We start from the raw sequence: 23522 nt of genomic DNA, 5'->3' as shown, positions 1-23522 counted from the left end.
GGTGCATGGAAGACGTCGACGAGAACCGAACGCTCGATCTCGGTCGCTGGGCGGCCGGGGCTGCCGGGGAACGCGTACCCGGCAAGCGGCTGCGCAGCGACAGTCGCACGGTCGAGGCCGGCGACGTCTTCGTGGCCTCGGGGCGCGACGACCGTGTCGGCGCGCACATCGCGCAGGCGCTCGAACGCGGGGCGGCTGTCGTGCTGGCCGACCTCGAGGTCGTGGAGCGCGACGGCGCGAGCGCAGACCCGCGCGTCCGGGGCATCCGGGGTCTCCGTGACGTGGTCGGGGCGCTCGCCGACGACTACACCGGCCGGCCGTCGGCCGACATGACACTCGTGGGCGTCACGGGCACCAACGGCAAGACCTCGACGGTGCAGCTGCTCGCGCAGAGCTGGGATCGCATCGGCATCACCGCGGGCAGCATCGGCACCTTGGGCGCGGGCGTCCACGGTGCGCTCGCCGAGACTGCCCTCACCACACCCTCGGTCGTCGAGATGCACGAGCTCCTCGCCGACCTGCGGGCCGCGGGTGCGCGCGCCGTCGGCATCGAGCTCAGCTCCCACGCGCTCGCGCAGGGGCGGGCCGACGGATGCCGCTTCGACATCGCCGCGTTCACCAACTTCACCCGCGACCACCTCGACTACCACGGCTCGATGGACGCGTACGCCGCCGCAAAGCGCCGGATCCTGGAGCTGCCCGGCATCCGCTCCGCCGTCCTCAACCTCGACGACCCGTTCGTCGGATCGCTCGCGCCGCCCGCGGGGGTTCGCCGCGTCGGGGTGTCGACGAGCGCGATCGGTGCCGCCGAGGTCAGCGCCGGCGACATCCGGCTGCGCCCCGACGGAGCCGACTTCACGCTCGACGTCGACGGCGAACGGATCGAGGTGCGCTCGCCGCTGATCGGCCGCTTCAACGTCGACAACATCGTCATGACGGCCGCCATCCTCCACGCGCAAGGGCTGGATGCCGCAGACATCGCGACGGCGGTCGGCACCACTGCCCGCGTGCCCGGCCGTATGCAGGTCGTGCATCCCGGCGGCGACGGTGCGCCGCGAGTCGTCGTCGACTACGCCCACACTCCCGACGGCCTGCGGCAGGCCCTCGACGCCTTCGCCTCACGCGAGGGCAAGCTCGTGCTCGTCTTCGGCGGCCGGGGCGATCGCGACCGCGGCAAGCGAGCCGAGATGGGGCGCATCGCCGAAGCCGGCACCGACGGCGTCGTGCTCACGGACGACGACCTTCACCACGAGGACGGCGACGCGATCATCGCCGACCTGCTCGCGGGATTCTCGCGGCCGGATGCCGTGCACGTCGACCGTGACCGCGCGTCCGCCATCCGCGACGCGATCCGTGCCGCGGGCCCCGACGACATCGTCCTCATCACCGGAAAGGGGCACGAATCCGTGCGGATCGTCGGCAACGAGGCCGTGCCGTTCGATGACGTCGGGATCGCCGCATCCGCACTGCCCTGACCGCGCTCGTTGTGTGGCATATTCGTGTCGATGACTGACGACGTGCCTCGGGTTCCGGTGAGGACCAAGACGCTGCTCGAGGGCTGGGTGGCGGAGTTCCTCGCGCAGGAGCAGACCCAGCAGACCCTGTCGGTCAAAGTGGCGATCCAAGACGGCTCGGACGGCCTCGACACCGGGCTGGTCATCATGCATCTGCGCAACGCCCCGGCGGAGATCTACATGCAGCCCCGAGGCTTCGACGAGCCCGAGTGGGAGGCGACCCTGACGGCGCGCACGGACGACCTCACGCTCAACCCCCAGCAGATGTCCGGCCTCGCCGCCGAGGTCGCGCTGGCCGCGAACCTCTGCGCCTTCCTGCAGTTCAAGTCGATCGAGTGGGACCGCATGTCGGGGATGCGCTGAGCGTGTCACCCACCGCTCGCGCCTAGACCATCCGCGGTCGAGGTGCAACGGTTCCCCCCGCGCGCGCGACCCGACCAACAATGGTCGCGAGATCGCGAGAGTCCACCGTGGATATCTCGGTGGAAGGAATCGTCATGGCTCAGGCAGAAGGACGCGGCGTCGCCGTCGTCACCGGCGGAAGCGCGGGACTGGGGCGCGCGATCGTGCGCGAGCTCGCCGACCGCGGATGGGATGTCGCCGTGCTGGCCCGCGGCCGCGACGGCGTGGACGCCGCCGTGGCCGAGGTCGAGGCGGCGGGACGGCGGGCGCTCGGCGTCTCGGTCGACGTATCGGACAACGACGCGGTCGATCGCGCCGCCGATGAGGTCGAGCGCGGACTCGGGCCGATCGACCTCTGGGTCAACAACGTCATGTCGGGCGCGATCTCGACGTTCCTCGACACCTCGGCCGAGGACTTCGACCGCGCCACGGCCGTCACCTACCTCGGGGCCGTCAACGGCACCCGCGCGGCCCTGCGTCGCATGCGAGCCCGCGACCGCGGACACATCATCCAGATCGGGTCGGCGCTGGCCCATCGCGGCATCCCGCTGCAGGCCGCCTACTGCGGAGCCAAGCACGCCATCCACGGCTTCACCGACTCGGTCGTCTCGGAGCTCACGCACGAGGGCAGCCAGGTGGCCGTCTCGATCGTCGACATGCCGGCCCTCAACACGACGCAGTTCGGCTGGGTGAAGTCCGACTTCCCGCACCACCCCCAGCCGGTGCCGCCGATCTACCAGCCCGAGGTCGGCGCGCGCGCCGTGGCGGATGTCGCCGACAAGCCGCGCCGTCGCACGTGGGTGGGGGAGTCGACCGTCGGTCTCATCCTCGGCACGCGCGTCGCGGGACGCTTCCTCGACTGGTACCTCGCGAAGAACGCGTGGGAGGGTCAGTTCGCTCCGGGCTCCACGCCCTCGGGGGCAGCGCCCAACCTCTACGAGCCCGTGGCCGGCGATCACGGCGCCCACGGCGTGTTCGACGACCGCGCCCGCTCCGGCAGCATCCAGACCTGGGCGATTCGGCATCGCACGCCGCTCTACGCAGCCGCGGCCGCAGCGGCGAGCGGTGTCGTCGCGGGGGCGGTGTCGCTGCTGCGCCGTCGCTGAGGCAGGGAGTCCGCCCGGCCCGCGAGGGCCCGGCGGTCCCGGGCGATCGTTGACTAATCCGGTTAAGTGATGTTCGCTGACTCGCGTCGGCATCCGGCCGGCGACTGAGAACTCAACGAGGAGCATCATGTCGAGGATCACGAATCCCTTCCGCCGTCGGCCCGCCGCGGTGGCCGCACTCGCCGCCACGGCGCTCGCCGCGGCCGCCGTCACCGCCGCCCCGGCAGCCGTTGCCGCAGACTCGACGAGCGATCCGCTGACGGTCGCCTACGTCGAGGTCAACAGCAGCGACCTGCGCGCGGTGGGGGACTACGAACTCGCGGACGGCTCGAACGCCTTCGACCTGGCGATCATCTTCGCCGCCAACATCAACCACGACGGCACCGCGGCGACGCTGCACCTGAACGACCGGGTGACCGCGACGCTCGAGAACGCCGACGAGCAGATCCGTCCCCTGCAGGAGAAGGGCATCAAGGTCACCCTCTCGCTGCTCGGCAACCACCAGGCGGCGGGCTTCGCGAACTTCCCGACGCAGGCCGCCGCGGCGGCTTTCGCCGACGAGGTGGCGGCCGTCGTCACCCGGTATGGGCTCGACGGCGTCGACATCGACGACGAGTGGGTCGCCTACGGCACCCCCGGGGTGCCGGCAGCGAACGACCAATCCGCCCGCTGGCTCGTCGAGGCGCTCGACGCGAAGCTGCCGGCCGGCAGCATTATCTCGCTGTACGACATCGGCGAGACGGCCGAGAGCCTGAAGACGGCGCCGGCCTCGGTGCTCGACAAGCTCGACTACATCTGGAACCCCTACTACGGCCAGTACAACGTCCCGGCCTACCCCGGCGTCGGGGCCGACCGGCTCGGCGCCGCGGCGATCGACCTCACGCAGACCTCCGCCGCGACGGCGGCCAACCTCGCCCGGCGGACCGTGCAGGACGGCTTCGGCGTCTACGTGACCTACAACCTCACCGCGGGTGACCACAGCGATTACGTGTCGTCATTCACCCGCGTGCTGTCGGGCCAGGACGCCGTCTACGTCGGCTGACGCCCGGGGCGGGCGGCCATCGCCGCCCGCCCCACCTCCCGTCCCCCGCCCTCCATCGGAAAGCCGCCATCCACCCGTGTCCTCGACGTCACCGAAGATCAGCCGCGGCGTTCCCGCCTCGGCCCCCGCCGACACTCCGTTCGACGATCGCCGGCGGTGCCTGCGCGTCGACGCCGGACCGCACGGCGGCGCCGTCGATGTAGCCGAGCTCGCCGGCCACCGCATCGCGGTCGGCGACCGCCTCGTGTGCGACCTGTTCCCCGTCGCGGCGGCGGGCGATCGTTACGCGGCGACGGCGATGACAGTCGACGTCGCCTTCGACGACGGCACCACCGCCGGCGCCGCCGGGGCATGCGACCAGTACGGCACCGCGCTGGATCCGGCGGCGCAGGCCGACGCCAAACGGTTCTGGGTCGACCAGTGGAACCGTCGCACCGTCGACCTGTCGGCGTTCGCGGGGCGCCGCGTCAGCGGCATCCGCCTGATCGTCGGCCCGGGCGCGGAGACGCGCACGGTGTTCGTCGAACCGCCCGTCGTCGTGCGCGCGCCCGAGCGACCGGCCGAGATGCTCGGGTGGGTCGACACGCGGCGCGGCACCCGCGGATCCGACCGATTCTCGCGCGGCAACACCGCGCCGATCGTGACCCTGCCCCACGGCGGCGTCTTCGCGCTGCCGATGACCGACGCGAGCGCCGGCAACTGGCCGTACCGGTGGCAGGCCGACGCGCCGTGCATCGAGGCCTTCGCGACCAGCCACATCCCCAGTCCGTGGATCGGCGACCGCGGCGTGTTCCAGCTCATGCCGAGCCCCGAGGCGCGTCCGGCGCGCGATCGTCGCAAGCGTGCGCGGAGCTTCGACCGCGAGAGCGAGCACGCCGGGCCGCACGAGTACCGTGTCGAGCTCGACGGCGTCTCGGTGCTGCTGACCGCCGCGCGCCATGCCGTCGGCATGCGCTTCCGGTCACGCGGCGAGACGCTCAGCGTCGTCGTCGACCACCTCGGCGAGGCGGTCGACGCATCGTGGGCGCACCGAGACGGCGCGCTGCACCTCGACGTGCACCTGCGCGACGGCGGCGACCGCCCCGACCACTACGTCCACGCCGTCCTGCCGGGCGCCGCGGGGCACGACCTGCGGCTGCGCGGCGGAGCCCTCGGCGGCGTCATCCGGTTCTCGGGTCGTGCGACCGACGCCATCGTCGGCGTCTCGACCATCGACGCGGAGCAGGCCGTCCGCAACGCACGCGATGCGGGTGGCATCGACACGATGCGCGAACGGGCGGCGACGGCGTGGCGGCGGGTACTGGGGCGGGTCGAGATCCCGGACGCGGCCGAGGTCGGCGACGACACGATGCGGTCGATCGCCGGCTCCCTCGCGCGGGTGTTCAGCTACCCGAACGCCCACGACGAGCCGACCCCCGACGGCCCGCGCTACCGCAGCCCCGTCGACGGCGTCGTGCGCGCCGGTCCGTATGCGTCGAACAACGGGTTCTGGGACACCTATCGCACCGCGTGGCCGCTGCTGGGACTGCTCACCCCCGCCACGGCGGGAGCACTCGCGGATGGCTTCGTGCAGCACTTCACGGATGCCGGCTGGGTCGCCCGCTGGAGCGCCCCCGGCCCCGTCGACAGTATGACCGGCACCACCAGCGACACCGTCTTCGCCGGCCTCGCCGCGCTCGGCGTGCCGCTGCGCACCGACGAGGCGTATCGATCCGCCCTGCGCCACGCGACCGTGCCGGCGGCGGACGCGCGCGTCGGGCGCAAGGGCCTGCGCCCCGGCATCTTCCGCGGCTACATCGACACCGCGACCCACGAGGGCATGTCGTGGACCCTCGACAACGCGATCAACGACGCGGCCGCGGCGCGGCTGGCCCAGACGCTTCTCGAGGCAACGACGGATGCCGCCGAGCGCGACCGGCTCGAGGCCGAGCGCGAGTACCTGTCCCGCCGCGCGCTCGGCTACCGCGCGGTCTTCCGCCGCGGACTGCACGAGGTCTCGGGGCGGCCGCTCGGGTTCTTCGTGGGGCGGCGGCCCGATGGCTCGTGGCGCGTCGGCCCCGAGGCCTTCGACCCGGCGGAGTGGGGGCACGACTACACCGAGACGAACGCGTGGGGCACGATGTTCACCGCGCCGCACGACGGTGCGGGGCTGGCCGACCTCCACGGGGGTGAGGAGGGGTTGGCCGCCGCGCTCGCGGCGTTCTTCGCGACGCCCGAGACGGCCGATCCGGCGCTCGTGGGCTCGTACGGGTTCGTCATCCACGAGATGAGCGAGGCGCGCGACGTGCGCATGGGCATGCTCGGCCTGTCGAATCAGCCGGCGCACCACATCCCGCTCACCGCCTGCTTCGCCGGCCGCCACGACGACGCCCACCGGATCGTCGTCGAAGCGCGCGACCGCCTGTTCGCCGGCTCCGACCTCGGTCAGGGCTATCCGGGCGACGAGGACAACGGCGAGATGTCGGCGTGGTACCTGTTCGCCGTGCTCGGCCTGTATCCGCTCGTCCCCGGGTCGGGCGAGTTCGTGCTGACGCCGCCGCTGCTGCCCCGCGTCGTGCTGCACCCGGAAGGGCGCGAACGGCCCCTCGAGATCGTCGCCGTCGGAGCGGGGGCGCCGTACATCCGGGAGGTGCGGATCGATGGTCGGCCGTGGCATCAGATCGCCGTGCCGGCCGAGGTCATCCTCACCGCCGACCGCATCGAGATGGTGCTCTCCGAGGATCCGACCGGGTGGGCGGCGGCATCCCGGCCCTCGTCCTTCTCGATCGAGGCCGGCGTCGACCCGCTCGTGGATCTGCTCGAGACGCGGCCGGGATCGGTCGCCGACGACGCGGGCGCGGCTCCGGTGGAGCTCGCGCCCGGGGATCGGATCGAGCTGCCGCTCGCCGAGCCCGGTCGTGTCGGCCTCTATGCCGTGACCCCGGCCGGCGAGCCGGTGCCGCTGCCGGCGCCGGTCGCGGGTGAATCCACCGTGACGGCGTCGTGGCGCCTCGAGGCGCGGACGGTGGCGGGGGAGTGGATCGAGCTCGACGCGCGCAGTGACGAAGTGTTCGAGGTCGCGGCCCAGACGCGCCCGTTCCTCACGACCGCCGGACGGGATGCCGCGATCACCGCGGTGCGCTTCTGCGCCGTGTCCGCGCTGCGGCTGGCTCAGCTCGAGGTGTTCGCTCCGCCGCGCTGATCGGTCAGCGGTGCCGTGCTCTCGCGCGCCGACAGGGTGGGCGGCATGGCCGGCACGGAGCTGACGGGGCCCGCGGTCGCGATGACGTCCATGAGCGTGCGTGCGGCGAGCTCGCCCAAGGCATAGGTGTCGCGGGTGAGAGCCGTGATCGACGGGCGGACCAGACGCATCGCGATGGAGTCGTCGAAGCTCGCCAGCGACAGGTCGGCGGGAACGGCGACCCCCAGCTCCTGCGCCACGCGCAGGCCGGCGAGGGCCATGACGTCGTTGTCGTACACGATCGCCGTCGGCCGACCCCCGTCCTGCAGCAGTGAGCGCGTCGCCTCGGCCGACTGCTCCGCCGAGTAGTCGGTCTCGACCGAGCGGGGCTCGGGCGCGCGGTAGCGCCCTGCGCACTCTCGCAATGCCGCGCGCCGCAGTTCCGTGTGCTCGAAGTCGAGCGGGCCCATCACATGCGCGACGCGGCGATGCCCGAGCTCGAAGAGCGTGTCGAAGAGCGCCGTCGCCACCGCATGGTCGTCGATCCAGACGCTCGGGATGAGCGGATCGTCGCTCGGGTGGCTGCCGATCTGAACGGCGGGCAGGCCGAGTTCGTCGAGCAGGGCGATGCGGGCGTCGTCGCGCCGCGGGTCGACGACGATCACACCGTCCACCCGCTGGGCCGACTGCCACGTTCCGTAGGCTGCGAGCTCCTCGTCGAGCGATGCGACCACGAGCGTCTGCAGACCCGTGTGGGTCTCGGCCAGGCCGGCCTGGATGCCGGCCATGAGCTCGGGGAAGAACGACTCGGTGCCGAGCGTGCGGGCCGGCCGGTTCAGCACGAGCCCGATGACGTCGACGCGCGCGCGGCCGAGGGCGAGCGCTGCCGAGTTGGGGCGGTAGCGCAGCTCGGCCGCGACGGCGAGCACTCGCTCGCGCAGGTCGGTGCTGACGCCGGGTCTGTCGTTCAGAGCGAACGACACCGCCGCCTTCGACACCCCCAGTCGGCGGGCGATGTCGGCGATCGTAGCGCGCTTGCGGGGTGTCGTCATCGGCTTCCTCGAATCTACTGAACCGAATAAGCAGTTCCTTGACTTACTCGGTTTAGTTGCTCAGGCTATACCCCGACGCCGCTTTCGCGCTCCCCCCGCAGAAAGCGCCGCGCATCGTCTGCATACGAAGGAGTTGCACACCATGAGGAACCCGCGCACACCGGTCCTGGCCGCCCTGGGACTGCTCACCGCATCCGCTCTGCTGGCCGGCTGCTCGAGCGGAGCCGCCACCGGCTCGGACCCCGACGGCGAGGTGAGCGGGACCATCCGCTTCCAGACCTGGTCGCTCACGCCGACCTACTCGGAGTACCTCGACGGCGTCATCGCGGCCTTCGAGGAGGAGCATCCCGATGTCACCGTCGAGCTGCTCGATCAGCCCGGCGACGGATACTCCGAGAAGGTGCTCTCGCAGGCCTCGACCGACACCCTGCCCGACGTGGTGAACCTGCCCCCCGACTTCGCGCTGCCGCTGGCTCAGCAGGGCCTGCTGTACGACGTGAGCCAGGCCACCGACCTCGCCGAGACGTACTTCGAGGGATCCGTCGAGGCCTACCGCTTCGACGGTGTCGACGGCGTCTACGGCTACCCCTGGTACCTCGGCACCGACGTGAACTACTGGAACGCGCAGCAGCTCGACGCCTGCGGACTCGACTCGGCCAACCCGCCCGCCACGACCGACGACCTGTTCGCCCAAGCGGCCACGATGGCGGACGCGTGCCCCGAGAACTACCTGATCAGCCGCGTGCCCGGCATCGGCGACTTCACCCTCGAGGGCGTCGACATCCTCAACGAGGACGGCACCGAGTTCGTCTTCAACACCCCGGATGCCGCCGCGCTCGTCGACCGCTACGCCCAGGCCTACGCCAACGGCGAGATGCCGCCGACGGTCCTCAACGCCGACTACCTCGGCAACGCGCAGCTGTTCACCCAGGGCAAGGTCGCCTGGACGACCGGCGGCGCGACGGCCATCGACTCGTTCGAGGAGAACAACCCGAGCCTGAAGGGCAACGTCGCCATCACCCCCGCGCTGAACATCTCGCCGCTGTATGTGCAGGGCCTCAGCGTCTCGGCTGCCAGCGAGAACCTCGCCGCGGCCCTCGCCTTCGCCGAGTTCGTCACGAACGCCGAGAACCAGAACGCCTTCGCGCACATCGCCAACGTCTTCCCGTCGACGCAGGGCTCGGATGCCGACCCCTACTTCACCGAGGACGACGGCACCCCTTCGGCGAAGGCGCGCACCATCGGCTTCGAGTCGCTCAAGACCGCGGAGGTCCTGACGCCGTACTCGGTCAACGGCGCGATGAACGACTACCTCAACCAGCAGATCGCCCTCGCCATCCGCGGCGACATCTCGGGGCAGGAGGCCCTCGACAAGTCCGTCGAGAAGCTCAACGACCTGCTGGCCCGGCAGTAAGCGACGGTCATGACCGTGACCAACCTCCCCGCGGCCGGCATCGCTCCGGCCGCGGGGACCACCCCCGAAGCTCCGCGTCGTCGCGGCCGGCCCGTCGGAAGCGGCCCCGCCAACGCCACGCGGGCGTGGACGCCCTGGATCTTCCTCGCCCCCGCGCTGCTGTGGCTCGCGGTGTTCTCCATCTGGCCGTCGTTCAACACCGTGCGCATGGCCTTCACCAACGCCAAGCCGCTCGGCGGCAACGAGCAGTACGTCGGCTTCCGCAACTTCGAGCTGATCCTGAGCGACGACCAGGTGATGAACGCGCTGCTCAACAGCGTCGTGTTCATGCTCGTCTGCCTGCCCTTGCTGACGATCCTGCCGCTGCTGATCGCGGTGCTCGTCGAGAAGAAGCTGCCCGGCATCGCCTTCTTCCGCACCGCGTTCTACACGCCGGTCATCGCCTCGGCCGTCGTCGTCGCGCTCATCTGGACGTTCATGCTCGACGACCGCGGCCTGGTGAACGGCCTCGCCCAGGCCATGTCGATCATCCAGGAGCCGCTGCCGTTCCTCACCGACCGGTGGCTCATCATCCTGAGCGCCGTCAGCCTCACGGTGTGGAAGGGACTCGGGTTCTACATGATCATCTACCTCGCCGCCCTCGGGAACGTCAGCCGCGACCTCCACGAGGCCGCCGCGATGGACGGAGCGGGCGCCGTGCGCCGGTTCTTCTCCGTCACCCTGCCCGCGGTGCGCGGAGCGATGTTCCTGATCGCGGTCCTCGTGTGCATCGCGGCGCTGCGGGTGTTCAGCGAGGTGTTCATCATGACCGGCGGCACCGGCGGCGCCGGCGGCGAGGCCATGACGATGGTCATGCTCATCCAGCAGTACGCCCGCGGATTCTCGGGCGACCTCGGATACGCCAGCGCCCTCAGCATCCTGATGTTCATCGTCACGCTCGTGCCGATGCTCGTGCTGGCCAAGATCAACAGCAGGAGAAGCGAATGAGCACCGTCACCCGCGAGCAGGCCGAGCTGGGGCCCGTGCCGGTCGGGAAGCCGCGGCGGCGGCGCGGCGGCGGCGGATTCGGGTCGATGCGTCCCCGCGAGATCGTCGCGCGCTACGCCCTGCTGGTGTTCGTGCTGTTCATCAGCATCGGGCCCTTCCTGTGGCAGCTGTCGACGTCGCTCAAAAGCACGAGCGAGGACATCTACACGCGCATCCCGCAACTGTGGCCGAGCCAGCCCACGCTCGACAACTACGCCCGCGTCATGGACGCGATCCCCGTCTGGCAGTTCATCGGCAACTCGCTGTTCGTGGCGGTCTTCGCCGTCGGCGGCAACGTCGTGTTCTCCACCCTCGCCGGCTTCGCGCTGTCACGACTGCGGTTCCGCGGACGCAAGATCGTCATCGGCCTCTTCCTGGCCACGCTCATCCTGCCCGGTGAGGCGACGATCATCGCGAACTTCGTCACGATCCGGAATCTCGGCCTCGCCGACACGCTGCTCGGCGTGGCACTGCCGGGCATGGTCGCCACACTGAACGTCCTGCTCATGTACAACGCATTCCGCGTGCTGCCCGACGAGATCGACCAGGCGGCGGTCATCGACGGGGCGAACGCGCTGCAGCGGTTCTGGAACGTGTCGCTGCCGTCGGTGAAGGGCACGGTCGCCGTCATCGCGATCTTCAGCTTCATCGGCGCGTGGGACGACTTCCTCTGGCCGCTCATCGTGTTGACCAGTCCCGACCAGTTCACTCTGACGATCGGGCTGCAGTACCTGTCGGGCACATTCTCGAACGACCAGCGGTTGATCGCCGCCGGCTCGATGATCGCCTTCATCCCCATCGCGATCGTGTTCGCCGTGCTGCAGCGCCACTTCTTCAAGGGCGTCGAAGAGGGCGGCGTGAAGGGCTGAGCCCGACCGCCCCGACGATCCCCCCGACACCGGAAGGCCCTATGTCTCCCCACCGTCCTCGCCCTCGACTCGCGCTCCGCCTCGGGCGGGAGGTCCCGCGATGAGATTCGGCGTCAACTACACACCGCGAGCCGGATGGTTCCACGCCTGGCTCGACCTCGACCTCGACGAGGTGCGGCGCGACTTCGCCGCCATCGCGGAACTCGAGGCCGACCACGTGCGGCTGTTCCCGCTCTGGCACCTCGTACAGCCCAACCGCGGACTCATCCGGCCGGCCGCGCTCGATGAGATCGGCGCGGTGGTGGACGCCGCCGCCGAGTTCGGTCTCGACGTCAACGTCGATGCCCTGCAGGGGCACCTGTCGAGCTTCGACTTCCTCCCGGCGTGGGTGACGACCTGGCACGAGCGGAACATGTTCACCGACCCCATCGCGCTCGCCGGCGAGGAGGCGTACGTGCGCGCGCTCGGTGCCGTGCTGCAGGGCCGGCCCAACGTCCTGGGGCTGACGCTCGGCAACGAGGTGAACCAGTTCGCCGCGAAGCCCCACCCGCACCCGCATCCGATCGACGACGGCCAGGCCGAGCAGTGGCTCGTCCGCCTGCTGGGCGTCGCCCGCGACAGCGCTCCGGGGCTCATCACGCACGCCGCCTACGACGCCACCTGGTACGACGAACGGCAGCCGTTCCTGCCTCGGCATGCCGCCGAGCACGGCGACGAGACCGTCGTCCACTCCTGGGTGTTCAACGGTGCCGCCCAGATCCACGGGGGCCTGGGCATCGGCTCGGTGCGGCATGCCGAATACCTCGCGCAGCTCGCGGCCGCGTGGCACGCGACCGCCGACCGCCCGGTCTGGCTGCAGGAGGTGGGGGTGCCCGTCACCGTCGTCGACCGCGAGGATGCCGCGGAGTTCCTCGAACGCACCGTCCGGCACGCCGCCGACGTCGCGGCCCTCTCGGGCATCACGTGGTGGTGCTCGCACGACGTCGCCCGCTCGATGCTCGATTTCCCGCCCGTCGAGTACGACCTGGGGCTGATCGACGAGCACGGCCGCGTCAAGCCGACGGGGCGTCGCTTCGCCGAGCTGGCGCGCGAATTGCGTCGGTCGCCGCGGCCCGCACCGGCGCCGGTGGGCCTCGTCCTCGACGATGCCGGGCCGTACCGGGCCGACTGCGCGCCCGGTGGCTCGTTCTTCGAGTCGTGGATGCGGACCGCCGAGCGCGACGGACGCGGCCCGCAAGTGGTGCTCCGTTCGCGCCGAGACGACACCGCTCTGCTCGCAGCGCGCGGCATCGAGCGGACGGAGACGCCGGATGCCGCCGCCGACGGGGTGCCCGCCGCCCTCGGCGGGGGAGCGGCGGCGACGCTGCCCGACCCCGCCCCCCAGCCCTGACCGACGAACCGACCGACCGACCCGACGACCGAACGGACCCCTCGACCCATGCACGACGACATCCCCCTCACCACCGGCCGCGCCGCTCGCGTGCTCACCGAGCGCATCCGACCCGCGATCCACTCCGCCCGCATCCCGCTCGAGATCGCCGCGACCCGGTTGCCGGGCGAACCGGTGCCGCCCGCCGAGGGGCTCGCGCTCGAGTTCGAACCGTTCGCGTCGGGCTCGCCGTGGGGGCCGGCCTGGTCGACGACATGGTTCCGCGTGCGCGGGCGCGTGCCCGCCGAGTGGGCCGGTCGTCGCGTCGAGGCGCTCGTCGACCTGGGCTTCGACCCCAACATGCCGGGCTTCCAATGCGAAGGTCTCGTCTACTTGCCCGACGGGGAGCCGGTGAAGTCGCTCAACCCGCGGAACCAGTGGGTGCGCATCGCCGACCGAGCGGTCGGAGGCGAAGAGGTCGAGTTCTTCATCGAAGCGGCCGCGAACCCGGTGCTGCTGGACTACCACCCCTTCCTGCCGACGCAGGAAGGCGACATCCAGACCTCGTCGCCTCGACCGCTGTACACCGTTCGCCACATGGACCTGGCCGTCTTCGAGCCCGAGGTGCACGAGCTGTCGCTCGACCTCGAGGTGCTCGTCGAGCTGCAGGCGGAACTGCCCGAGACGTCGCCACGCCGCATGCGCATCCTGCAGGCGCTCGACGACGCCCTCGACCGGCTCGATCTGCAGCGGATCGCCGAGACGGCCGCCGACGCACGCGCCGCGCTCGCCGGGGTGCTCGCCTCGCCCGCCGAGGCCAGCGCCCACCGCATCTCGGCGGTGGGTCATGCACACATCGACTCGGCCTGGCTCTGGCCCGTGCGCGAGACGATCCGCAAGGTAGCGCGCACCAGTACGACCATGACCGAGTTGCTCGGCGAGGACCCGGACTTCCGGTTCGGGATGTCGAGCGCGCAGCAATACGCGTGGCTCAAGGAGCACCGCCCCGAGGTGTGGGCGAAGGTGAAAGAGGCCGTCGCCGACGGCCGGTTCTTGCCGCTGGGCGGTATGTGGGTCGAGTCCGACACCGTCATGCCCACCGGCGAGGCGATCGCGCGGCAGTTCCTCTACGGCCAGCGCTTCTTCGAGGAGGAGTTCGGCATCCGCTCGCGCGGCGTCTGGCTACCCGACTCGTTCGGCTACTCGCCGGCGCTGCCCCAGCTCATGCGCCGGGCGGGCTTCGAGTGGTTCTTCACGCAGAAGATCTCGTGGAACCAGGTGAACAAGTTCCCCCACCACACCTTCGCGTGGGAGGGCATCGACGGGTCGCGGATGTTCACGCACTTCCCGCCGATGGACACGTACAACTCGCAGCTGTCGGGCATGGAGGTCGCTAAGGCCTCGCGGCAGTTCCGCGAGTCTCGTGTGGCCTCCGGCTCGATCGCCCCCGTCGGGTGGGGTGACGGCGGTGGCGGCACGACGCGCGAGATGACCGGCAAGGCCGCGCGCCTGGCCGACCTGGAAGGAAGCGCCCGGGTGGCATGGGAGCATCCCGATGCGTTCTTCGAGCGCGCGATGGCCGAGCTGCCCCAACCGCCCGTATGGGTCGGCGAGCTGTACCTCGAGCTGCACCGGGCGACCCTCACCAGCCAGCACAAGACCAAGCAGGGCAACCGGCTGACCGAGCACCTCCTCGTCGAGGCCGAGCTGTGGTGGGCGACCGCGGCGCGCCGCACCGGTGCTGACTATCCCTACGACGAGCTGGACGCGCTGTGGAAGCAGGTGCTGCTGCAGCAGTTCCACGACATCCTTCCCGGCACCTCGATCGCCTGGGTGCACCGCGAGGCGGCCGAGCACTACGCGCGCGTCGCGGCCGCCGCCGAAGCGCTCATCGACCGAGCGCAGGAGATCCTCGCCGGTGAGGGGGACCAGCCCATCGCGTTCAACGCCGCACCGTTCACCCGCGACGGCGTGTCGGGTCTCGGCGCCGCGGCAGTCGTTCCCCCTGCGGGGGCGGTGGAGGTGGTCGAACAGGACGGCGGGGTCGTGCTGGCCAACGACCTCGTGCGCGTGACGATCTCTGCCGGCGGCCTCATCACCTCGGCGATCGACCTGGCGAGCGGGCGCGAGTCGATCGCAGCGGGTCAGCCCGCGAACCTGCTGCAGCTGCACCAGGACTTCCCCAACATGTGGGATGCGTGGGACGTCGACCGCTTCTACCGCAACCGGGTCACCGACCTCACGGGACTCGATGCTCTGACCGTGGAGGAGCGCGGCGGCGTCGCTCACGTGAGCATCGTGCGGTCGTTCTCGCAGTCGACGGTCTCGCAGGAGCTCGTGCTGCGCCCGGGCTCTCGTGCCATCGAGATCTCGCAGGTCACCGACTGGCACGAGGTCGAGAAGTTCCTCAAGGTGTCGTTCCCGCTGGCCATCCAGGCCGAGCACACGGCCGCCGAGACACAGTTCGGCTACGCCAAGCGGGTGACGCACACCAACACCAGCTGGGAGGCGGCGAAGTTCGAGACGTCGATGCATCGCTTCGTGCATATCGCCGAGGACGGTTTCGGGGCGGCGCTGGTGACCGACTCGACGTACGGGTACGACGTCACGCGCGACGCCGACCCCGAGACGGGCATCGTCACGACGGTCCGGCTCTCGCTGCTGCGGGCCCCCCGGTTCCCCGACCCCGAGACCGACCAGGGCCTTCAGAGCCACCGCTACGGGTTCGTCATCGGCGCCGACATCGAGCAGGCGACGGCGGCGGGCATCGCCCTCAACACCGCGGTGCGCGAGCGCGCCGGGTCGCCCGTCGCGCCGCTCGTGAGGGCGACCGCGGGCATCGTCGTCTCGGGCGTGAAGCTCGCCGCCGACCGGTCGGGCGACCTGATCGTGCGGGTCTACGAGCCATACGGTCGCCGCGTCACGGGCGACATGACGGTCGAGGGCGCGCGCGAGGTCCGCGAGGCGTCGCTCATCGAGGATGCCGCCGACGTCGTCGAGCACGAGGGTGGGCGCATCCCGGTCGAGCTGCGCCCCTTCGAGGTGCGCACCTACCGAGTGAGATGAGGCGGTGTCGGGACGGGGCAGCCGGCGGTGGCAGGATCGGAGGGTGAGTGAAACCGCCCTGTCGTCGCACGCGCTGCCCCTCGACTCCGACGCGGCCGCCGCCATGTGGGAGCAGTACCGCGCAGCGCACCCCGAGGCGGTCCTCGCCGCGCCCGAGTACACCGTCGAGCACTTCGGCGATTCGGCGCGGCTCGCGGACGAGCTGCTCGCGGTCGTGCTGTCGGGACGCAAGCGCGCCACCGCCGAGCTCGTGGCCGACTTCGTGGCCCGCGGCGATCGCATTCCCCGTATCGGGTCGCACTGGATCGCATGCGACAGCTCGGGCGCGCCGCGGATCGTCATCCGCAGCATCGAGCTGCGGCTCGGCCCCTTCGCCAGTGCCGACGCCGCGTTCGCCGCCGACGAGGGCGAGGACGACGGCACGCTCGAAAGCTGGCGACGCGAGCATCGACGGTACTGGACGCGGGTCGCCGCGGCGCGCGGCGCGGAGTGGTCGGAGGACGAGGAGATCGTGTTCGAGCGCTTCGCGGTCGTCTGGCCTCCTGAGCACGCGGACCGCGCGACGACCGCGCTGTAACCGTCCGGGCGTGCCGGCGCCGGGTCACCCCGCTCGGACGGAGCCGAACCAGAGGGCGAAGTAGTAGGCGAAGTTGCGGTTGCCGTACGACGAGCACGGGCCGCCGGTGCCCCAACCGGACGACAGGGCCGCAGCGTCGGGTTGGTACGGCGTGTAGTTGTACAGCGCCGCTGTCGCGTCGTTCTCGATAGCGACATCCGTCCCGCCGCAGGCGCTGTTCGGGTGGTAGGCGATGAAGTGCGTGCCGGGCTGGCGCATGAAGTTCGAAGCCCGGTACGAGGCCAGGTCGGTGGCGCCCGCGACGATCTGTGCGCCGACGCCCTCGTACTGCGGGTCGCAGGGAGCGGTGTCGGGGCAGCTCGCGCCCATCGCCGCCCGCAGCCGGCCCTCGGAGGGCGCCCGCGCGGCGCGGCCCTCGACGAGTGACTGCTCCTTCTGCAGCGTCACGAGAATCACCCGCGCCGAGATGCCGCACGCCTGCTGCACGCGGTAGATGATCTCCGAGACGGGCAGCTCGCCGCCTTCGAACGCCCGGCAGATGACCTCGCCGGTGCGCTCGGACACCCGCTCCTCGCGTGACGAGATGCCGGCGGTCGCGACGTTCAGGCACCGCCCGTTGGCGCAGTCCCCGATCTTCTCGTCGAGGAAGCGCTGGATCTGCTCGGCCGAGAGGGCATCGCGGTCGAAGAAGAGCTCGTCGTCGATGAGGTTGCCGGGTTCGATCTGCCCGGCGTTGGGCGGAAGCGCGCGCGGCTCGTCGCCGAGCAACGGCGGGGTCGAGGGGCCGAGCGACGACACGACGTTGGCGGCGGTGATCCCGACGGCGACGATCAGCGCCACCAGCACGATAGGCACCGACACCAGCGTCGCGATGATCCCGATGCGGCGACGTCGTCGCTGCGTCATCCGGGATCGCGCGGCCATGCATCGATCGTCGCGCACGCTCGCACGAGAAACCTGGGAACGAGCGGATGCCGTAGCGTTGCCGCCGTGGCCGCTCAGCGGCCCATCGAGAACGGGGCACCGATGACGAACAGAACCGTGATGATCCTCGCCTTCGCGGCAGCCGTGCTGTTCGCGCTCGCCGGCATCCTGTCGCTCGCGAACGGATCCACCGGTACGGGCACGTTGAACCTCGTCGCAGCGGCGCTGTTCGTCGTGGTGGGTGTCATCCGTCTGCGCGGTGGACGCCGCGGCGGACGCGGCGGGGACGGTCCGCCTCGCCGCTGACGCGCGCGTTTACCTCATTCGCCGCCGGAACGCGAGTGGGTGCGGGTACGGATCGGCCCGATCTACCGTGGAAGGACCGGGATGAACCGTCCCGGCATCCGGGCACACAGGCCCGGACGCAGATCGAGGGAAGGGGCCGATTATGGGACTCGACGACAAGATCAAGAACGCCGCTCAGGACGTCGCCGGCAAGGCGAAGGAAGCCACCGGCAAGACGACCGACAACGAGCGTCTCGAAGCCGAAGGCCACAAGGACCAGACCGCCGCCAACGTCAAGCAGGCCGGCGAGAACGTCAAGGACGCCTTCAAGTAAGACGCTCCTTCACGTGAGCACCCCGGGTCATCTCGACCCGGGGTGCTCTGCGTTGTGGGTGGGATGCTTCGCGATACCGCACCGCTGCGCGTGAGGCAACCCGCGAGGGTCATCGCGGCACCTCGGGAACACTGGAGTATGGCCTTCATCGGATACCACGCTTCGCACGAACAACTCGCGCCCAGCGCGCTGCTGGAGGCCGTGATCGCGGCGGAACGCATCGGTTTCGACGGCGCCTTCAGTGCCGATCACATCTCACCGTGGACGCCGCAACAGGGGCACTCCGGCAATGTCATCGCCTGGCTCGGGGCGGCGCTGGCCTCGACGCGGTTCCCGATCGGCTCGGTCGCCACACCCGGTCAGCTCCACCACCCCGTGCTCAGTGCGCACGCGATCGCGACCCTGTCGGAGATGTTCCCCGGGCGGTACTTCGCCGCCCTCGGCAGCGGTGAACTGCTCAACGAGCACGTGACCGGCGACCCATGGCCTGCGAAGGACGAGCGCACAGCCCGGCTGGGCGAATGCGTCGAGGTCATGCGCGGCCTGCTCGCCGGCGAGACGGTCACGCACGAGGGGCGTGTGCGCGTGCACGAGGCGCGGCTGTGGAGCCTGCCCGCCGGACCGACGACCCTGATGGCAACGGCCGCTTCGCCCGAGACCGCGCGCTGGGCTGCGGGCTGGGCCGACGGCCTCGTCACCGTCGGCACCGAGCGCGAGCAGGTCGCCGAGATCGTCGACGCCTACCTGGATGCCGGTGGGCTCGGCCCGACCTGTCTGCAGGTGCACATCTCGCTCGCCGGGTCGGTCGCCGAGGCGGTCGCGGTCGCGCGGGACCAGTGGATCCATGGTGTCGTAACACCGCCGGAGGCGTGGGACATCGCGCAGCCCGAGGAGTTCGCGGCGCGCGCGGGTGACGCGACCGATGCCGAGCTCGCCGAGCACGTCATGATCGCCGACGACTCGGACGAGGGCATCGCTGCGCTCGCCGACCGCCTCGCCGATCTCGTCGACGCCGGGTTCGACCGCCTGTACATCCACGAGATCGCACAGGACCAGCGCGCCTTCCTCGGCGAACGCGCGACCCGGCTGCTCGCCGCCCTGCGGGACCGCCTCGGCGAGGCGTCCGCCACGGGAGCGAGCCGATGAAGATCGTCGACACGAGCGATCTGTGGTGGAAGAACGCGGTGCTCTACTGCGTCGACGTCGACAAGTTCCTCGACGACGACGGCGATGGGGTCGGCGACCTGCCGGGCCTCGCGCGCCGGCTCCCTTATCTCGCTGACCTCGGGGTGACCTGCCTGTGGCTCATGCCGTTCTACTCGACGCCGGACCGCGACAACGGCTACGACGTCTCGGACTACTACGGCATCGACCCGCGGCTGGGGTCGCACGGCGACCTGGTCGAGCTGATCCGCACGGCCGAGGACCGCGGCATCCGGGTGATCGTGGATCTCGTCTTGAACCACACCTCGGATCAGCATCCCTGGTTCGCGTCGGCACGCCGCAGTCGGACGTCGCCGTACCGGGACTACTACGTCTGGCGGGACGAGATCCCCGATGACCCGCGCGAGACCCAGTTCCCCGGCGAAGAGGACGGGGTGTGGGAGTGGGACGAGGCGAGCGGGCAGTACTACCTGCACAGCTTCTACTCCCATCAGCCCGACCTGAACGTCGAGAACCCGGACGTCCAGCGCGAGCTCGCCAAGGTGATGGGCTTCTGGCTGCAGCTCGGCGTCTCGGGCTTCCGCGTCGACGCGGTGCCGTCGTTCGTCTCGTCGCCTGAGCGCCGCGAACCCCAGCGCGATCACGACGTGCTGCGGGCGCTGAGACGCTTCGCGCAGCGCCGTTCGAGCGACGCGATGCTCGTGGGAGAGGTCAACGTGCCGCACGCCGAGCAGGCGGCATTCTTCGGAGAGGACGGCGACGGCGAGCTGCACATGCAGTTCGACTTCGCGAGCAACCAAGCCCTGTACCTCGCACTCGCGCGCGAGGATCCGCAGCCCCTGCGGGCATCGCTCGAGAGTCGGCCGGCGATCGCCGCAGTGTCGCAGTGGGCGAACTTCGTCCGTAATCACGACGAGCTGACGCTCGACCAGTTGAGCGACGACGAACGCGACGAGGTCTTCGCGGCGTTCGCGCCCGACGAGTCGATGCGCGTCTTCGGGCGCGGCATCCGGCGCCGGCTGCCCCCGATGCTGGGCGGCGACCCGCGCCGCGTTCGTCTGGTCTACAGCCTGCTGTTCTCGCTGCCGGGCACGCCGGTGCTGCTGTACGGCGAAGAGATCGGGATGGGCGAGAACCTCGACATCGACGAGCGCGACGCGGTGCGCGTCCCGATGCAATGGAGCCCGGACGGCGGGTTCTCGACCGCACCCGCCTCCGATCACCCGCTGCCGGCGCCGGACGGCCCGTATGCCCCCGAGCATGTCAACGTCGAGTCGCAGCTGATGGCCGCCGACTCGCTGTTCTCGTTCGTCCGCGAGCTGGCCCGCACCTACCGCCTCTCGCCCGAGATCGGCTGGGGCGAGCTCGAGCTGCTGCCGGCCACCGCGCCCACGGTGCTCGCGCACGGCGCACGCACGAGCGACAGCCGGTTCATCGCGGTGCACAACTTCGCCGGCGAGCCGGTGAGCTTCGACCTCGAGCTCGGCGACGAGCCCGTCGGCACCGAGCTTCTCTGCCTCGCCTCGGGTGAGAGCTGGGCCGTCGAGGACGGCGCGGTCGCGATGTCACTCGACGGGTACGGTGCGCGCCGGATGCGCGTGTGCCGTCCCGGCGACGGCCGACTGCGCTGACCTCAGCGGGTGAAGGACTCGACCCGGTCGCCCGACCACACGACCAGGACGTCGTCGAGGGCGGCGATCGCGGTCGGGGCGGCGGGATCGGCTCCGTCGAGGCAGCCCGCCGGGGCGACGGCGGCATCGCCGTCGATCCATGCCAGAGCGAGGCCGTCGGCGCAGGCCTCGGGATCGACGCGAGCGACCGCGGTGGATCGTCCCAGCACGTCGATCGCGACGACCTGGTCGACGGGCAGCGGCGACCAGGCGGCGGACCCGATGCGCACCTGCGGTACGCCGTCGCACACCAGCGCGGTCTGCTGCGAGCCGATGCGGATGCTGGTCGGGGCGGCGCACGGCAGCGGTACGTCACCCGCGGGGGTGATCAGCACGGCGGGGTCGTCGGGTGCCGGGTACGTCGCCTGCTCGAGCAGGTCGGGGTACAGCTCCCAGAAGTCGCCCTGCGTGAAGGTACGGAGCCATTTGGGCTCGCACTCGGCGAGGTCGGCGACCATCTCGGCCTCGGTCCCCGAGAACCCGTAGAGGGCGCGGACGCGCTCGATGCCGCGGTAGCGCGGCGTCACGTCGACCCACGAGTCGCCGGCGTCGTCCGATCGCTCGACGAGCGGCTCGGTCCCACCGCAGGCTCCGGCGGTCGCGCGCCACAGCGTTCCCTCCGAGGACTGCGCGAGGAATCGCTCGTCGGCGCCGGAGGTCATCGGCGGCGGCGGTGCGTCGGTCGGCGTCGCGGAGGGGGGCGGGGTGTCGGACCCGCGGAACGAGAAGCTCGGCACGGGGGCCGGGGTGGCAGCGGCCGGATCGAGGGCGTCGTCGCGCTGCAGGGCGAGCACGCTGAGCGCGACGACGACGAGCGCGAGCCCCGCCACGGCGACGACCGCCAGCGCACGCGCCGCCGGTGAGGCGCTGAGGTCAGGCCGCGCCACGGCGCGTCATCCCTCGGTCGTGCCCGCGCGGCCGGGGTCGTTCGCGCTGCGGCTGCGGAAACCGAGGTCGCTCAGCGTCGGTGCCGGCTCGGCGGGCACCGGAGCCGCGGCCGCAGAGCCTCGACGACCACGCGGCGGCTTCGCCTTCTTGGCCTTCTTGGTCTGCGGACCGGGAGCGCCCCGGCGGGCGGCGCGCTCCTCGTTCTCGCGCTCGGTGTATCCGTATCCGTAGCCGTACCCGCCGTAGTACGCGTCGGGGCCGCGGGTCGGGACCATCGTCAGGACGAGGCCGGCCACCTTCGCGTCGACCGTCTGCAGCGCGTCGACCGCGCCCTTGAGCTGGTGACGGGTCGTGCGTCCCGAGGCGACGCCCACGATCGCGCCGCTCGTGGCGCGGGCGAGGATCGCGGCATCCGTGACCGGCAGCAGCGGGGGAGCGTCGCACAGCACGACGTCGAAGTCGCGTTCGAGCACCTCGAGCAGCTTGTGCATCTGCGGCGAGGCGAGCAGCTCGCTCGGGTTCGGCGGGATCTTGCCCGACGGCAGCACGTACAGGCTGCGTCCGCCCCACGGCTGCATCACGTCGCCGAGGCGGGCCCGGCCGATCAGGACGTCGGTCAGGCCGGCGCCGCCCTCGAGGCCGAGGTACTCGTCGACCTTCGGCTTGCGCAGGTCGGTGTCGATCAGCGCGACCTTCTTGCCGGCGTCGGCCAGGGCGATCGCGAGGTTGATTGTCGTCGTCGACTTGCCCTCGCTGGGCACCGAGCTCGTGACGACGAAGCTCGCGCGGCCGCCCATGTCGAGGAACTGCAGGTTGGTGCGCAGGGCGCGGAACGACTCGGCGCGCGGGCTCAGCGGGTCGGCGTGCACGATGAGGGGCCGCTCCTTCGCCTTCGGGTCGAACGCGATGGCGCCGATCAGCGGCGAGTCGGTGACCTGCTCGACATCGCGCGAGTTGCGGATGCGGGTGTCGAGGACGGTCCGCAGCACGGCGATGCCGACGCCGAGCGCGAGGCCCACGAGCAGGCCCAGCGCGAGGTTGAGCGGGACGTTGGGGCTCGACGGGCTCAGCGCGGGCTGGGCGTCGCGGACGCGGGAGAGCTGGATCGGGCTCGCGCCCGAGTCGCTGGCCGGTTCGATCGCGGGGACCGCGGCCGACAGGCTCGCCGCGAGCGCGTTGGCGATGTCCGCCGCGGCGACCGGGTCGGTGTCTTCGACGCTGATCGTGATGAGCGTCGTGTTCAGGGCGGCGCTGGCGTTCACCTTCTCGGCGAGCTGTCCCGCCGTGATGCCGAGGCCGAGCTCGGCGATCACGGGGTTCATGACGATCGGCGTCGACACGAGTCCGACGTACGTGTTGATGCGCGCCTGCGCGAAGGTCGACCCCTGCTGCAGCTCGGCGACACTGCCGGAGGTCTGCGTCGAGACGAAGACCGTGCTCGAGGATTCATAGGTGGGAGTCCGGGTGAGCGAGTACGCGGCCGCCGCACCGACGCCGACCAGCGTCACCACGAGGATCACGATCCAGTTCTTCCGGAGAATGCGGATGTAGTCGGAGAGCTCCATGCTGCCCTTCGGTGCGCGCCCGGGGGCGACGTCGGAAACTCGGATCAGTCTGCCACAGGCATGTTTCCGGCCTGCGTCAAACATCGCCGGACGGA

19 protein-coding genes are annotated in these 23522 nt (G+C 71.1%); 15 read left to right on the top strand and 4 right to left on the bottom strand.

The annotated features are described in order from the left end of the window. Positions 1-5: 5 nt before the first annotated feature. The 5 genes from JOF37_RS06830 (at position 6) to JOF37_RS06810 (ending at position 7245) form a co-directional block, all read left to right on the top strand. The gene (locus JOF37_RS06830; RefSeq protein WP_245338113.1) at positions 6-1475 is read left to right on the top strand and encodes a UDP-N-acetylmuramoyl-L-alanyl-D-glutamate--2,6-diaminopimelate ligase; all 1470 of its coding nucleotides are present in this window, start codon (positions 6-8) and stop codon (positions 1473-1475) included. Between the two features lie 30 nt (positions 1476-1505). After that, positions 1506-1877, top strand: coding sequence for a hypothetical protein (locus JOF37_RS06825; protein ID WP_210006162.1), 372 nt, complete (start codon positions 1506-1508; stop codon positions 1875-1877). A gap of 134 nt (positions 1878-2011) precedes the next feature. Next, positions 2012-3022 (top strand): SDR family oxidoreductase, encoded by a 1011-nt coding sequence (locus tag JOF37_RS06820; RefSeq protein WP_210006161.1) that lies wholly within the window; start codon positions 2012-2014, stop codon positions 3020-3022. 127 nt (positions 3023-3149) lie between these two features. Further along, positions 3150-4064 (top strand): endo-beta-N-acetylglucosaminidase H, encoded by a 915-nt coding sequence (locus tag JOF37_RS06815; protein ID WP_210006160.1) that lies wholly within the window; start codon positions 3150-3152, stop codon positions 4062-4064. Positions 4065-4140: 76 nt separating this feature from the next. After that, a complete protein-coding gene (locus tag JOF37_RS06810) occupies positions 4141-7245 on the top strand; it encodes a glycoside hydrolase domain-containing protein (RefSeq protein ID WP_210006159.1) in 3105 nt (1034 codons plus the stop codon). On the opposite strand, the gene JOF37_RS06805 is transcribed toward JOF37_RS06810, so the two are convergent. Next, positions 7215-8276 (bottom strand): LacI family DNA-binding transcriptional regulator, encoded by a 1062-nt coding sequence (locus JOF37_RS06805; RefSeq protein ID WP_210006158.1) that lies wholly within the window; start codon positions 8274-8276, stop codon positions 7215-7217. The two genes, JOF37_RS06810 and JOF37_RS06805, sit on opposite strands and share 31 nt — an antisense overlap. 142 nt (positions 8277-8418) lie before the next feature. Here JOF37_RS06805 and JOF37_RS06800 point away from each other — a divergent pair, with 142 nt between their 5' ends. The 6 genes from JOF37_RS06800 (at position 8419) to JOF37_RS06775 (ending at position 16597) form a co-directional block, all read left to right on the top strand. Then, complete coding sequence (locus JOF37_RS06800; RefSeq protein ID WP_210006157.1) at positions 8419-9690, top strand: ABC transporter substrate-binding protein; 1272 nt, start codon at positions 8419-8421, stop codon at positions 9688-9690. A gap of 9 nt (positions 9691-9699) precedes the next feature. Further along, entirely contained in the window at positions 9700-10677 is a 978-nt protein-coding gene (locus JOF37_RS06795; RefSeq protein ID WP_210006156.1) for a carbohydrate ABC transporter permease, read from the top strand. Beyond that, positions 10674-11585 (top strand): carbohydrate ABC transporter permease, encoded by a 912-nt coding sequence (locus JOF37_RS06790; RefSeq protein WP_245338112.1) that lies wholly within the window; start codon positions 10674-10676, stop codon positions 11583-11585. The genes JOF37_RS06795 and JOF37_RS06790 overlap by 4 nt, the downstream gene beginning before the upstream one ends. Positions 11586-11685: 100 nt before the next feature. Continuing rightward, entirely contained in the window at positions 11686-12975 is a 1290-nt protein-coding gene (locus tag JOF37_RS06785) for a glycoside hydrolase 5 family protein (protein ID WP_210006155.1), read from the top strand. 48 nt (positions 12976-13023) lie between these two features. Continuing rightward, positions 13024-16020, top strand: coding sequence for an alpha-mannosidase (locus JOF37_RS06780; protein WP_210006154.1), 2997 nt, complete (start codon positions 13024-13026; stop codon positions 16018-16020). 103 nt (positions 16021-16123) lie between these two features. Then, positions 16124-16597, top strand: a complete 474-nt coding sequence (locus JOF37_RS06775; RefSeq protein WP_210007702.1) for an ASCH domain-containing protein — start codon at positions 16124-16126, stop codon at positions 16595-16597. Positions 16598-16621: 24 nt separating this feature from the next. On the opposite strand, the gene JOF37_RS06770 is transcribed toward JOF37_RS06775, so the two are convergent. Then, positions 16622-17521: a hypothetical protein gene (locus tag JOF37_RS06770; RefSeq protein WP_210006153.1), complete on the bottom strand. Its 900-nt coding sequence runs from the start codon at positions 17519-17521 to the stop codon at positions 16622-16624. A 102-nt stretch (positions 17522-17623) separates the two neighbouring features. Here JOF37_RS06770 and JOF37_RS06765 point away from each other — a divergent pair, with 102 nt between their 5' ends. The 4 genes from JOF37_RS06765 (at position 17624) to JOF37_RS06750 (ending at position 20935) form a co-directional block, all read left to right on the top strand. Next, positions 17624-17827, top strand: a complete 204-nt coding sequence (locus tag JOF37_RS06765) for a hypothetical protein (RefSeq protein WP_210006152.1) — start codon at positions 17624-17626, stop codon at positions 17825-17827. Between the two features lie 142 nt (positions 17828-17969). Continuing rightward, on the top strand, positions 17970-18140 hold the full coding sequence (locus tag JOF37_RS06760) for a CsbD family protein (protein ID WP_210006151.1): 171 nt from the start codon (positions 17970-17972) through the stop codon (positions 18138-18140). Between the two features lie 138 nt (positions 18141-18278). After that, on the top strand, positions 18279-19286 hold the full coding sequence (locus JOF37_RS06755) for an LLM class flavin-dependent oxidoreductase (protein WP_210006150.1): 1008 nt from the start codon (positions 18279-18281) through the stop codon (positions 19284-19286). Then, a complete protein-coding gene (locus JOF37_RS06750) occupies positions 19283-20935 on the top strand; it encodes an alpha-amylase family protein (RefSeq protein WP_210006149.1) in 1653 nt (550 codons plus the stop codon). Before JOF37_RS06755 ends, JOF37_RS06750 begins: the two co-directional genes overlap by 4 nt. Before the next feature lie 2 nt (positions 20936-20937). Here the strand turns inward: JOF37_RS06750 and JOF37_RS06745 are convergent, their stop codons facing one another. Both JOF37_RS06745 and JOF37_RS06740 read right to left on the bottom strand, forming a co-directional pair. Next, positions 20938-21861, bottom strand: a complete 924-nt coding sequence (locus tag JOF37_RS06745; protein WP_210006148.1) for a hypothetical protein — start codon at positions 21859-21861, stop codon at positions 20938-20940. Positions 21862-21867: 6 nt separating this feature from the next. Beyond that, complete coding sequence (locus JOF37_RS06740) at positions 21868-23427, bottom strand: tyrosine-protein kinase domain-containing protein (RefSeq protein WP_210006147.1); 1560 nt, start codon at positions 23425-23427, stop codon at positions 21868-21870. Positions 23428-23522 lie beyond the last annotated feature (95 nt).

Source organism: Microbacterium imperiale (genome assembly GCF_017876655.1).
GTDB lineage: Bacteria > Actinomycetota > Actinomycetes > Actinomycetales > Microbacteriaceae > Microbacterium > Microbacterium imperiale.
Note: the sequence above shows the minus strand (reverse complement) of the source record. Positions and strands in the feature narration are given on the sequence as shown.